A 13823-nucleotide genomic window follows, 5' to 3' on the forward strand; every position below is an offset into this window, starting at 1 on the left:
GTAGGCACACAGATGCCCAGAGACATGGGAGGGTACGTCATCATAAGTTACGCAGAGATCCATTGTGCATCACATAATTCTCTGACACTACTTACCACTATTAACCAGTAGTGACCGCGTAGCGTACCCATATAATGGAATAGTTTCTCATAATATAAAAATATTGTTAGGAAGCGTGTCGAAAAATATTTTTTTGACACCCCACCAACGGCTCAAACCGTTGATAAATCAACATTTATAGAGGGAGGGTATCTATATGTATCAATCACCATCTATTAATGAGATTCGACAACAAGTCGTTACGGAAGCGTTTGCTACGGCAAGTGGTGAGCGAAGTCTTATATTTATTAGTTCTTTTCCTTTTATATGTATTGGAACAATCCTTAAAGTGGAAAGCGATTATGTTTTTTTAGATATCGAAACCACTTATATTTCTGAATTAGAAGACAAGGTTATGCGCATTCATATTGATGATATAGATGTATTTTATATTGAGAATGGCGGGCCTTCTATACCGAAAATCCGCTAAGTTGTTAAAGGGGTTGATGGTAAGTGAAAAGATATTTTCATGTTGTTGCAATTCCCATTCGGATTGTCATTAATAACTTTGGTGATCACGATCCCAATGGAATGATGTATGTTTTAAAAGAAAATGAAAAAAAGGTACGTGAACAAGTGGACTGTAGCCCATTCATGCCCGTTGAGCTTGTCCAACCGCTGACAATCCGAGCAAATGTAGGAGACAATATTGAAATTTTATTTGAGAATAAGCTTCCTTTCCCAACATCTATGCATATCCAGCGAGCAGAATATGATGTTCAAACATCTGATGGAGCTTTCGTTGGATTAAATGCTGATAGTACGGTTCCACCTTGCCCTTCAGGTGAAACCCATATTTATCGCTGGAAGGTTCATAATGAAGGGATTCATATTTTTTCAGATTTAGGTAACTCGTTATCTAGTGAACTAGGGACTAATCTACACGGACTTTTTGGCGCACTCATTGTTCAAACAAAAGGATCTTGGTGGACAGATCCAGTGACAGGCGATGAAATAAATAGCGGCTTATATGCTGATATTCACAACCCACTAGGTCCGTCTTTTAGAGAATATGCATGGTTTTTCCACGATGAACAAGAAGCCAATAACTTAACCGGTGATCATCCAATTGACCCTCACACGCTACAGCCGTCCATGCAGCACTCTATTAACTACCGCTCTGAACCGATGAGAAATCGGCACATGTTAATACTAGAAGGTGTCGCTTGTAGTGACTGTGAGGGAGAAGAGGTTCACCATGATTCCTGGGCATTTGGCGATCCTGCAACGCCTGTCTTACCATCTTATGTAGGAGATCCTCTTAAAATACGTCTCATTCATGGAGGCGTTCAGGAAACCCATGTATTTCACTATCATGTTCATCAGTGGAAGTTTGAATTAGAAGATAGTGATTCTGACATCATTGACTCTCAAGCAATTTCACCACAAAATTCGTATACAATTTCACCGCTATATGGTGCAGGAAGCTTCCAAAAAGCATTTGGAGATATTATCATTCACTGTCATTTGTACCCTCACTTCGGTGAAGGAATGTGGGGAATGCACCGCATATTTAATACGTTGCAAGACGGTAGTCAGTGTTATCCTAACGGAGTGCCAATTCCTTGCTTACAGCCTTTGCCTGATCGGCCGTTACCACCAAAACCAACGGCAAAGAAACCTGGGTTTCCAAACTTTATTCCCGGTATAGTCGGCTGTAAGTCTCCAAGACCTCCTATCGGAATAAGCGATGCAAATCGAACACCCACCACGCTAGAAAAGAATCAGTTCGCACCGAATGCTTCTCCAGGCGCATTGTTTGTTAACCCTTGTATTGAAGGGGTAACACCTGTACGCGTTTATGACACGGTGTTGATACAGATGCCCATTCAATACAATGAGGAAGGTTGGCATGACCCTGAAGGACGACTATACGTTTTAGCAGAAGACGAAGAAGATGTTCTCGCTGGTCGAAAAAAACCTGAACCGCTTGTCATTCATGCCAATGCTGGAGAATGTATTAAGATTCGTTTTACAAATAAACTTCCTCAAGTATTGGGGGGAAATGCTTTTCAGTTAGTTAATCGCACCTATGAAGCAACTCAGCACGTTCACTTTGTAAAGTTTGACCCTTTATCTTCAGACGGCGCTAATACTGGCTGGAACTATAACACGGGGGTACTTATTGAGCTACAGTGGTACGCAGATGTAGAGCTCAGAGGCGTGTTTTTTCATGACCATAACTTTGCTGCTCAAGGGCAACAGCATGGCGTGTTTGGCGGTTTAAATATTCATGCAAAAGGTGCTGAAGTTTTAGATATACAAACAGGAAAGCCCTCTGATACTGGTACAAAAACAATTGTTACACACCCTTTAATTGCAGACTACCGAGAATTCTCACTATTTGTTCACGATTTTGCTTTACTATTTGACAAGGACGGCTGCCCTCTTAACCCACCGCCTTTTCCTGGCTCTCAAGAAGATCCTGGGGTAATGGGTATTAACTATAAAAATGAACCTCTGCAATTCCGATTAGTTGAGCCAACGTGTGATCCTGCTTATGTGTTTAGTTCTTATCTACATGGTGATCCTGTTACACCACTACTTGAAACGTATAATGGCGATCCTGTTAGAATTAGATTATTTCAAGGTGCACAAGAAGAGTCTCATAGCTTTAATCTACACCGACAAATTTGGCAAAAAGAGCGCCAAGACCTGGATTCTGAACTAACTCAGCAGCAGCATATAGGTATTTCTGAACACTTTACTCTTGCATTTCCGATAGAAGGTAAAGGCGATTTTGATATGTTATATCATTTCGGCAGCATTGACGACATATGGCTCGGAAACTGGGGATTAATGCGAACGTTTGAAGGAGAAGTAGATCACTTACATCCTCTTCCGGATCGCCCTTGTCCTCCAAAACGACAGTTACCTTTACCATGTGAGAATGGAAAGGTGCCAAAGAAAGCTGTTTCTAAAGAATGCCCCGGCCCAAAAGATGCACGTGTTATTAAATATAACGTTGTCGCAATGCAAACGGATATTGTCTACAACAAATATGGTGACCATGATCCATTTGGTATTGTGTTTGCTCTTGCGAAAGATGAAAAAGCGGTTCGCTCTGGTAAATTAAACCCGGAACCTCTCATTTTAAGAGCAAACGTGGGGGATTGCATAGAAATAACGCTTCACAATAAGCTAAAGGGCTTTTCACATCCACAACATGCTATTCATGGCTATCCTGGAGTTCCTGTTGAAACACCGTTCCCACCTTCTTGTCGAATTTCTTTACATGCACAGCTTTTAGAGTATGACGTGAGAAATTCAGACGGTGCAACGGTAGGATTTAACCCTGATCAAACAATTGGTCCAGGTGAAACGATTACCTATCGCTGGTACGTCAGTCGTCCTGTAGGCGCATGTAACTTATGGGATATGGCTGATTTGCGTAACCACCGGCACCATGGAGCATTCGGAATCTTTATTGCTGAACCAAAAGGTACTTATTATTTGGATTCTGTTACTAGAAAGAAAGTACAGTCTGGCAATCAAGTCATACTCTCTCACCCTCTTTTGGGCGAAAAGCGGGAATTTGTCTTGTTAATGCATGATGGCGTTCGGTTAGTAGATCGCAAAGGTGACCTTATTATTGACCCGGAACCTATTTTCATGGACCGTGAAGAATTAGAAGACTTTGAAGATCAAGGCTCAAGAGGATTTAACTATCGATCAGAACGGTTTATTAATCGATTACGGCGAAACCCTGATATCTCTAAAGTTTTCAGCTCAAAGGTACATGGGGATCCATCCACTCCAATTTTTCTTGCTCACCCAGGTGATCCAATTACAATACGCTTCGTTTTTCCTGCTGACAGAGCACGCACTCATACTTTCACTTTACACGCTCATGAGTGGAGCCGAAGCATTCGTGATGTTAACTCAGAAGCTATTTCTGCAATAGGACAAAACACAATCGGTACGCATGAGAACTTTGAACTTCATGATGGAGCCGGCGGGCAGTTTGCTTTACCTGGTGACTATATGTATCGCTCTGACAATATCCGATGGGATATTGAACTGGGGATGTGGGGAATTATGCGTGTCCTTCAAAAAGGTGACTCTCGTATTGCACCACTAAAAAAATACGAAAAGAGAGGATAAATATGGGTGATATTAAAAAAAGCCATTCCGATAAGACTAGCGGGTATCATCGGCACTTCCACTGTCCAAGTTGCATCTCAGAAGCTGAAAACGACCCTACAAGGTTCTGTTCTCCCGAGGAATGTCCCGAGGAAATACCCACTAAAAGATTTTCTGGTCCTACTAGGATTTTGCCAATTAAAGAGCATGAGGAATTAAAAGAATGTATTCATGAAGTTAACCAGCTTTTACTAGCCTTTGCGGATGAAAGAGATTCTCACTTATTAGAATCTTTTCGATTAAAAGTAAAATCGATGCGAGGACATTTTGTCACCGTTCATGTGTTATGTGGTAAAGCTGAAATTCCTATTGAAGGTGAGCTTTCCGATGCAGGAAAAGATTTTTTGATTATTGATCATTTACATCAAAATTTCTTCGTTCCGTACGAACGTATTTGCAATATCAACCACAGTGAAATGAATGAGCATATGACGGGAAGACACGGCGGAGAATTAGCCAACTTGAATGACTGCTGCCGTCGAGAATTAATGCTTAACTTTGGTGAAGTTGTAGCAGCCAATCCTTTTTTAATCAACCTATTCTTCGGAATGAGGCTGCACAAATTTTTATGTGCCTTTCTTAAATCCGATATATGTGTTGTGACGAAAGATAAAGGTGAAAAGAAAGGATGTTTATTGACAGTTGAAGAAGCTAACCTTACTTTAGAAATAAACGAATCAAAAGAAACAATATCTTTTGAAGAAATTTGCTTCATTAAAGACTAGCCTTTTACCATAAAGGACTCAAAACCAATTGGTTTTGAGTCCTTCCTTTTTAAAAAATCGCATCAGAAAATTTAGTGACTTGAACATTCAATAATCACGCGTTTTCCTATGTTCTTAAACAAATGGAAGTTTAAGTTGTCTGTTAGGCTTCCCAGTCTTAACTGCACCATTCCGTCACATGCTGGAATAGAAGGCGCTGGATGAAATTTTTTAATATGATGAGGTTGATTTTTTCTGCAAATGCACTTGCGGTGACGACGACAATGACAAGGATAATGGACGTGTTTAGAGTGTGTAGAACGATGTGAAGAATTATGGTTAGAAGTGGCCGTCTTCTTTACTTTATCGTGCCAAATGATTTTGCTCATATTATTTCTTAAAATTGTAACAACTGTACAATCGTCCTTCATTATATCGACAAAATCTGTTCCTACCATATATAAAGTACCTTCAACTTTATGTTTTGCGGTGGTGTTTGCAGCGGACTTAGGTTGTAGAGGTTTCGTTGCTTTCATGGGTTTCACGTGTTGCGTGGGTCTCATGAGTTTCATAGGTTTCATAGGTTTTATAGGTTTTATAGGTTTTATAGGTTTTATAGGTTTTATAGGTTTCATGAGTTACTTTCACCTGCCTTTCTGATATTGATAACATGGTATGAACATGCCAAGCTTCAAGAATGGGTAACCACACAGATTCAGTAAATATTTCACAAAAAAAAAACTGGCGCCCTTCAAAACACCAGCTGAACCAATCCCATATATAAAACTGTTCCTCCCCCAATCGAAAGCAACATGCTTCCCCTCCATGCATGAAGCAATACCACAAAGCCAACTGCTAGCATTTCAGGTAACCCATGACTTCCTGAAACAAAGCTGATATCCTTTAACGAATACACTACCAACAGTCCGATAACCGCTGCCGGTAGAACAACCCCGATTAGTGCGCTTTGGTACTGCTTGCCTTTTTTCCATTGCTCCATAAAAATGACGACAAACAGCGCGGTCATTACGAACTCAATCCCTTCCGTACTGAACGTAATAAACGAGCCAAAAATACTGCCAAGCGCTGATCCGAGCACCCAGTAGCAGTGGTTCAGTAGCGTAATAAAAAAGAAAAAGTGGTTGTAAATCCTAGTTTACTGCTTGATATTGATAGTGAGGGCCGAATTGTTGGCATTGAGCTTTTCGGAATGCTTGCAGAGAAGATAGCGCCACTTTCTGGTGCTGAACATATCTATACAATGCATGATGAGATGTTCTCATTTTACCTATCATCTCAAGAGGTTCATGCAACATTTGTTTTTAACGGAATTAAATTTTGCTTTGCAGACGCTGATTATCAAGACTTCGTCGGCTTTGAAGTAATTGATTCAAATCTATATGAGCGACAGCTATTGATGCAGCTCGTTAAGCCCTAAAAGAAAGCTGTAAAAAGACAAGCTACCTTCAGCTTGTCTTTTCTTATTCATGAAATCTTCGTTCCATTTGGCAACTTTTCATCCGGCTGTAGCAGCACTACATCTCCTTCTCCTGGAACGCCACCTAAAACGAGCACTTCTGATTTAAATCCTGCAATTCGCATTGGCGGAAAGTTTACAACCGCGACGACTTGACGATTCAGAAGCTCGGTTGGCTCATAGCGATGCGTAATTTGCGCAGATGACTGCTTTACTCCGATCTCTTCTCCAAAATCAACTTCAAGCTTAATCGCCGGCTTTTTGGCCTCTGGAAACGGTTTGGCGTCAAGAATTGTACCAACGCGTAAATCTAATTTTAAAAAGTCTTCAATGTTTGCCATTTAACTTGAACCACCTTTTTATTATTTTTCGATTGTGACTATTTCAGATTTTCTGCTTACATCACGTGTTGACCAAATCAGGATCCCAATTCCTATTAACAACAAGCTAATTCCGCTCCAAGACGTCATCGTCAGCTTTTCTCCTACAACTAAAACGCCAAGCATCGTTGCAGTTAGCGGCTCTGCTAACGCTAGAGTAACTGCGGTTGAAGATGAAACGTGTGCAAGCCCTTTGGCAAATAGAAAATAAGCAAGCCCTGTGGCCATAACGCCAAGCTGAAGGCTTACACCAATACCTCTCAAGCTTGTAAACCATGACATATCAAATAAAAATAGGAGTGGTGATAAAAAAAGCGCGCTTAAAATAAAGACAACCGCAACGGCTGATAGTGACGAATACTTTTCCACTAACCCTCTGCTTGCAAGGGTGTAGCAAGCAAAGGATAGGCCTGCTCCAAGCGCCATGAAAATTCCCGTTATATTTAGGCTTGCCGATTCTTTGTTCAGAAATAACAGCACGCAGCCTAAAATAGATAAAAACGTAGAGCACCACCAGATGATGCTTGGCCGCTTGTTTGAATAAAACCATTCAATAAGCCCAGATAAAACAGGTGCACTCCCGATGGCCACAACTGTGCCAACCGCAACGCCTGTGATGGAAACTGCTGAAAAGAACAGCGGCTGATAGCATGCCATACTAAGAGCTGCGACAAGAGTGGCTTTTAGCGGCCATCCTTTTAGACGTAAATCTTTTCTAATCAGCAGAAGCAGTAATAGAAACACACCGCCTACTGCAAGCCTTGTTGCGCCAATAGCAATTGGGTGTGCGGAGTCCGGTGCTAGCGCCTGGGTAGTACCTGTTGTGCCCCATAGAATCCCTGCTAGTAAAATGAAAAAAGGAGCTGCTTTCACAATGATTCACCTCAATAAAAAGATAAAAAGAACGATTACTCTTATGATAAAGAATTCCCTATTCATTTTCTTTACCAAGTTTAATCTTCTTTTTATCTATTATTAAGAATTCGATATTTTTGCGGTGACACGCTTTCATGGCTGACAAACCATCTTGTAAAGGAAGAGGAGTTAGCAAAACCAATCTCTTCACTAATCCTGGACATCGACCATCCTGTTGATAGCAATAAACGCTTCGCTTCATCTAAACGAAGTTTCGATAAATACTCCTTCACGCTTTTTCCCGTTTGCTTTTTAAACCATGTCGAATAATAAACGGGATGATAATGCTCAATTGCTGCGAGGGTTTCCAGGTTGAGTGGCTCCTTAAAGTGCTGATGAATGTAATCAATTGAAGGAGGATTGGACGTTTGCAGCTTTTTAGTCACATACCTCGTTAAATCAACTAAAGCAGAATAATCAGCAGGGTTTTTCGCTTCTTCTAACAATAAATACCGAATAGCTGACCACTGACTATCAAGCGTCATATACATGCTGTTTGTACCCTTTGGCAGGTACTGCGTTGGAATATCTAAGATTAAAAATTCATTTCGGTCTCTGGAGCGATAGTTATGATTCAGTCCCGGAGGCAGGTAAAAGCATTGATCCGGGCTAAGCGTTACTTCTTGAAACGCCATTTCCATATCAAGAGAGCCTTGCAGTGGAAAAAGAAACTGTCCAAATTCGTGCTGGTGCAGCGTGAATTCTTTCGAGTAGGATCTCTTTTCACACGTTAACTCGTTCACTTTATCCATTTGGCTCTCTCCTTTACGTTAAGTTGAATCTATTATAAGTGCAAAATCCGCTAAAAAAAAGCCTAACATGTCGCTCTCGGTTTATTTGTTCATTTTCCAAACGGCCGCAACGTTCATCGCCGTTTTTTCCACATAGTCGCTGGCATTCGCAAAAGCATTTTCTAACGTCGTCACTCCTGGCACAATACTAAATAACGCATCGATACCATGCTCATAAACGACGTGGCTGTCAGCTCCGATGTTCCCAGCAATTCCAATGACCGGAATGCCATGCTTTTTGGCTGTTTTTGCTACGCCAATGGGCGTTTTACCATAAATGGTTTGCCCGTCAATTTTTCCTTCTCCTGTGATGACTACGTCCGCATCACGAACGGCTTCTAATAGATTCGTTGCTTCAATGACGATGTCGACGCCCCTTTTCAATTCCGCTTGTAAGAAAGCAAGCAGCCCTGCACCTAATCCCCCTGCTGCACCAGCTCCTGGCACGTCATCAATCTTTTGACCAAGGTCTCGTTCAAGAACGGCTGCGTAGTGTCGTAAATTTCGATCCAAAAGCGCAACCATCTCTGGCGTTGCTCCTTTTTGTGGACCGAAGATGGCAGATGCTCCTCGCTCTCCGGTAAGAGGATTATCAACATCACACGCTACTTCAATTTTGACGTGCTGAAGACGCGAATCTAGCGTTGATAGATTAATAAAAGCTAAGTTTCCGAGTGCTCCGCCACCATCTAGAATTTCGTTTCCTTCCGCATCTAGTAACTGTGCACCAAGCGCTTTGGCCATTCCAGCGCCTCCATCGTTTGTGGCACTTCCACCAATCCCGATAATAATATGGTTTACGCCGTAATCTAGCGCTGCTGAAATGAGCTCACCTGTACCTTTGGTTGTTGTCATAAGCGGATTTCGCTTAGCAGGGGGTACGAGGTGCAATCCAGACGCGGCTGCCATTTCAATGACGGCTGTTCTCTTCGTTCCCAGAATGCCAAAGAAAGCTTCAACCGGCTCACCTAAAGGACCCGTAACCGTTTTTGAGATAATCTCTCCATCCGTTGCGTCAACCAGGGACTGAACCGTCCCTTCTCCTCCGTCAGCCATCGGTACTTTTACATAGTTTGCTTGTGGCAGTACTTGCTTAAAGCCTTTTTCAACTGCTTCAGCTACCTCTAAAGATGATAAGCTTTCTTTAAATGAATCCGGAGCAATGACAATCTTCATTACGTTCTCTCCCTACACTTTAATATTAGCTAAATAGCTTGAACACACCGTAAATGAGCGTCGATAAAATCGCTAGCGTTAAACCAACTGCTGACTCATATGGAATAAGCTTAAGTCGTTCTTTAATTTCCATATGAACGCTTCCCCCCGTTGCGTGGAAAAAGCTACCGTGCGGTAAATGATCTAAAACCGTCGCACCTGCGTGTACCATAGCTGCTCCGGCAAGCGCTGAAACGCCCATCTCTAAAATCGTGGAGCTAAACACCTGACTGGCAACCGCTGTTCCTGCAGTTGTTGAAGCAGTCGCAGCAGACATGAAGATTCCTGATGCTGGCGCCAGCACATAGCCTGGTAAGCCGAGCGCACTTAGTCCTTCAATCAATACATCTTTTAAGCCTGAATTGGCGATAATTCCAGCCAGCGTACCCGTTCCTAGGAGCATAATGGCCACACCCGTCATTTTTCCTAACCCTGAAACAGCATAGTCATTCAGCTTTTTGCCTCTTCCCATGACAATTGCACCGACAATTCCTCCAATTGGCAAAGCAATCATTGAATCAATATTAATGTTAAACAGCGGTCGCAGTGATAGTAAAACAATCGTCACAAGCGGCGCAATAATAGCTGGTAAAAATGCCGGTAGCTTATCTGCATTATTTACTTCTATTTCGGCAAGCTGTACAGGAGCCCCTTTTTTCACAAGCTTTTTGGCAATAAGATACGTCACAACAATTCCAAAAGCTGCTGGGATTATACCCGCTGCCATAATGGATGTGAGCGGAACATTAAAAGCATCTGAAGCTGCGATAGCATTGGGGTTTGGCGACATAATGTTCCCAGCTTTCCCGCCTCCAATCATTGCTAATAAAATCGCCGGTTTTGACAGATTGGCTTTTTGAGCAATTGCAAGCGCAATTGGTGCCACTGTAATAACCGCTACGTCAACAAATACACCAACTGTAGTTAAAATCATTGTTGCAAGCGCCAGCGCAAGCAGTGCTCTCGCTTCTCCTAGTTTTTTTACAATTGTTTCTGCAATAACAGCAGCTGCTCCTGATTCGATGAGCACACCTGCTAATATACCTGCAGCTAATATCCTTAGTACGGCAGGTATAATCCCTTGCGCTCCTTCCATCATAAGCGCCACGGTATTCGTTATATCCACTCCTCCTACTAGACCACCAATTAAAGCACCGGCAATCATTCCATAGGCAGGAGATACTTTCTTTAAGATCAATACAATTGCAACAACAAGCGCAACCACTGCGCCTAAAGCGCTTACTTCAATAGTAGCATCCATTTCCCGTTCCCCCTTGAATGTTATAAGTTAAGTGTAAGCGTTTTCTAAACTAACTGCATTGTTCATGAAACCAAAAAAAGGCCTGTCTTTTTCAAGCCTTTTTGTGCATCGGAACAATTTTATTGAATTTTATACTGTAGTATCGCAACGTACAGCTCAACCAAGTCACTGAGTTTACGAGGGTCTTTATTCGTCAGCTCAGAAATGCGCTCTAAGCGATACCTGAGCGTATTTCGGTGGATAAACAGCCTACCTGCTGCTTTATTTACATCTCCATTTTCTTCAACATATACGCTTAGCGTTTCTAACAAATCGCCTTTTTCATCATAGTCTTTTAGCTCTTCAACTGACTGACTTAACTCGCCTTTTACGCCAAATTCTTTCGCTTCAGCTAAAAAAACAGCTAGCTTATAGTGTTCATAGCGGTAAAGTAATTGATCAGGGTGTAATTTCTCACCCACTTTTAACGTATAGAGCGCTTCTTGATAAGATATCGCCAATCCTTCTATTGACGGAATGAACCTTCCAATCGCCACCTTGCCTTCTAGCTGATTATGTTGAACCCAACTTTTAATTTGATTAAAAGTACCGTCTTCTTTTTCATGCGTCATATCAATTCTTTTCAGCACCACAATATGAGTAGGCTGAACAATGTACAAGTCATCTTTTTCGAGCTTTCCTCGCAACCACTTATAGCCGTTTGAATGATTCTCCACTTTTAAAATTACCGCTATGCGCGGGAGGTCCAACTGAATGCCAAGACGTTCTACTCGTTCAAAGTAAAAGGAATCTAGCTTGTCCATTCCGTGAAGCAATTGACTCGTTAACTCTTCTTTCAACCGCTCATCCCATTGAATTTCATCTACTAACACCGCTTGCTGTAAAATCATTTCAGCAGCCATTTTCACAAGCTCTCCGTAGTTCCGTACTTCCTCTGGTTCACCTGTAATACCAATCACACCAACGACCTCATCATGAAAGGTAATGGGCAAATTAATGCCTGCTTTCACTCCGTGAAACTGCGTTAACTCAGAGCTAGTAATTTCAAAGCCTTTTTGTGTTTCAATTACTCGCACAGCACCTTCGTGAATAGAATCAATTCGATGATGATCACCTGATCCGATAATGACGCCTTTTTCATTCATCACGTTGATGTTGCGGTGAATAATGTTCGTCGTTCGATTCACAATTTCTTGAGCTAAAGAATGATTTAAAAACCTCATGCACTTCACCTCTTCATTCCCATGAATGCTTTTTTAACCTATCGTTAACTATAGCATCATTAAATAAAAAAAAGAAAGCCTGCTTATACCTAGCCTTTCTTTTAATTGAAGAGTCCTCTTAACGTAAATGAATGTTGTCAATTGTTATACTCTTTTTTACATCTCCTAAGTAAAAGACAAGCTGAGCATTTTTATCGTCATGAGGTAGCTGTAAATTTTTAAAAGCGAAGTGATATTTCTGTATTCTGGAAGATACTTTTACTTTCTGCTTCTCATACACGTTTCCATCTTCGTCTGTCAGCGCAACAAACATATCACCTTTTGGTTGAATACTTGCATCAAAGCTTAATTCATACCCTTGTCCTGCATTCAGGAAGATACCTTTTTGAAGTAACTTCAAATCATCTGCATATTTGCTGCTTGTTTTCACATCAATATGAAGCTGGCGTTCATTAGGGTCAACGGTTGCTAAAGCGTTTATTTTTCTCGCTTGTACAACGTGCCAATAGCTCATTCCATCTGCTTCTCCCACGCTAAATGTACCGTTGTATACTCGATTTCCATCACTTAAAGGAACCTTTGGAATATCGTCATTAAACGGAATTCCTTCAACCTCTACAAGCTTTGCGTTTCCAATCCATACAGGCTGGTCGTTTGTTCCAAGATTAAACTCAACGCGCGCTGCATTATCGGATTCTTTTTTCATTTGGAACAAAACTTCATAGCTTTGTACTTGGTTTGTCAGCTGAGCATTTAAAGCTGGTGAATATCCTGCGTATCCAACTGATGCTCCTCCTGTTACTTGTACCTTCATGCTTCTAGCTACTTCCGTTTTAGCATCAAACGTTAGCTTATAAAAGCGGCCTTTCGCTAGTGACACAATAGACTGAGGCTGCACCGAGTAAAGCTGACCTCCAGGACGAAGTATATTTACCTTTAAAAAGCGGCTATTGTTTAATTCTTCTACTGATAAAACTGCATCTCCATCCGGCTCTTTATGAAGGGACCAGTTAGCAGTACCTTCAATTCCCATGCCAGGGTCACCTGCTTTTGTTTCTGTAAACTGATTGTTATAAACTAAGTTTCCGTCTGCTTGAGGAAGCTTAGCACCTGACAAATATTCTTCTTTTGGAATGACTGGAGGAGTTGGCTCACGGTACTCTCTGCCCGTTAACTCATAGACTCTTACATAGTCAATTTTCATTTCTTTTGGGAACTGGGTCTCTGCCGTTGGATTCCCATCAAAATTCCCACCAACTGCTAGATTCATAATGAGATGAAATTCTTCGTCAAACGGCGCTGGATAAGCATTGGTATCTGGCTGTCCATCACTTTGACTGTACCAATCGTTTTGCACGCTATAGAGCTCACCGTCCACGTACCATCGGATTTCACCAGGCTCCCATTCAACGGCATATGTGTGGAAATCTTCAATTGTGCTTCCATCTTAAAATGTGTATTCTTCACCGCTATACGTATTGTTTGGCCACTGCTGACCATAGTGAATGGTGCCCGCAATAGTATTTGGCCTGCTACCCCAGCCTTCCATAATATCAATTTCACCCGAAGCTGCCCAGCCTCCGTAACGATTATGCTCCGGAAGCATCCAAACGGC

The 13823-nt window shown here is 41.7% G+C and carries 13 protein-coding genes; 4 read left to right on the forward strand and 9 right to left on the reverse strand.

All coding sequences use genetic code 11. From position 1 onward, the window contains the following. The first annotated feature begins 256 nt into the window (after positions 1–256). Genes A2U94_RS18575 through A2U94_RS18585 form a run of 3 tightly spaced genes read left to right on the forward strand, consistent with a single transcriptional unit; the run spans position 257 to position 4967 of the window. Positions 257–529, forward strand: a complete 273-nt coding sequence (locus tag A2U94_RS18575; protein WP_025908693.1) for a hypothetical protein — start codon at positions 257–259, stop codon at positions 527–529. A 23-nt stretch (positions 530–552) separates the two neighbouring features. Further along, entirely contained in the window at positions 553–4203 is a 3651-nt protein-coding gene (locus A2U94_RS18580; protein ID WP_025908692.1) for a multicopper oxidase domain-containing protein, read from the forward strand. 2 nt (positions 4204–4205) lie between these two features. After that, on the forward strand, positions 4206–4967 hold the full coding sequence (locus A2U94_RS18585; RefSeq protein WP_152545168.1) for a hypothetical protein: 762 nt from the start codon (positions 4206–4208) through the stop codon (positions 4965–4967). A 71-nt stretch (positions 4968–5038) separates the two neighbouring features. Here the strand turns inward: A2U94_RS18585 and A2U94_RS18590 are convergent, their stop codons facing one another. Together A2U94_RS18590 and A2U94_RS18595 are read right to left on the reverse strand one after the other, a co-directional pair. Further along, on the reverse strand, positions 5039–5581 hold the full coding sequence (locus A2U94_RS18590) for a hypothetical protein (protein WP_025908690.1): 543 nt from the start codon (positions 5579–5581) through the stop codon (positions 5039–5041). Between the two features lie 116 nt (positions 5582–5697). Next, positions 5698–5946 (reverse strand): branched-chain amino acid transporter permease, encoded by a 249-nt coding sequence (locus A2U94_RS18595; protein ID WP_258957931.1) that lies wholly within the window; start codon positions 5944–5946, stop codon positions 5698–5700. 138 nt (positions 5947–6084) lie between these two features. Between A2U94_RS18595 and A2U94_RS18600 the strand changes: the two genes are divergently transcribed. Continuing rightward, the gene (locus A2U94_RS18600) at positions 6085–6384 is read left to right on the forward strand and encodes a DUF2283 domain-containing protein (protein ID WP_025908688.1); all 300 of its coding nucleotides are present in this window, start codon (positions 6085–6087) and stop codon (positions 6382–6384) included. Positions 6385–6431: 47 nt separating this feature from the next. Here the strand turns inward: A2U94_RS18600 and csaA are convergent, their stop codons facing one another. The 7 genes from csaA to A2U94_RS18635 form a co-directional block, all read right to left on the reverse strand. Beyond that, entirely contained in the window at positions 6432–6764 is a 333-nt protein-coding gene (gene csaA, locus A2U94_RS18605; protein ID WP_025908687.1) for a chaperone CsaA, read from the reverse strand. A gap of 21 nt (positions 6765–6785) precedes the next feature. Then, the gene (locus A2U94_RS18610) at positions 6786–7676 is read right to left on the reverse strand and encodes an EamA family transporter (protein ID WP_025908686.1); all 891 of its coding nucleotides are present in this window, start codon (positions 7674–7676) and stop codon (positions 6786–6788) included. 92 nt (positions 7677–7768) lie between these two features. Next, positions 7769–8470, reverse strand: a complete 702-nt coding sequence (locus A2U94_RS18615; protein WP_025908685.1) for an AraC family transcriptional regulator — start codon at positions 8468–8470, stop codon at positions 7769–7771. Between the two features lie 81 nt (positions 8471–8551). Further along, positions 8552–9685: a glycerate kinase gene (locus A2U94_RS18620; protein WP_035320273.1), complete on the reverse strand. Its 1134-nt coding sequence runs from the start codon at positions 9683–9685 to the stop codon at positions 8552–8554. A 25-nt stretch (positions 9686–9710) separates the two neighbouring features. Next, complete coding sequence (locus A2U94_RS18625; RefSeq protein ID WP_025908684.1) at positions 9711–10985, reverse strand: GntP family permease; 1275 nt, start codon at positions 10983–10985, stop codon at positions 9711–9713. 119 nt (positions 10986–11104) lie between these two features. Next, positions 11105–12208, reverse strand: coding sequence for a sugar diacid recognition domain-containing protein (locus A2U94_RS18630; protein WP_025908683.1), 1104 nt, complete (start codon positions 12206–12208; stop codon positions 11105–11107). A gap of 118 nt (positions 12209–12326) precedes the next feature. Next, on the reverse strand, positions 12327–13643 hold the full coding sequence (locus A2U94_RS18635; protein ID WP_286140579.1) for a carbohydrate binding domain-containing protein: 1317 nt from the start codon (positions 13641–13643) through the stop codon (positions 12327–12329). Positions 13644–13823 lie beyond the last annotated feature (180 nt).

The organism is Bacillus sp. VT 712, from assembly GCF_001614195.1.
GTDB classification, from domain to species: domain Bacteria; phylum Bacillota; class Bacilli; order Bacillales; family Bacillaceae_H; genus Priestia; species Priestia flexa.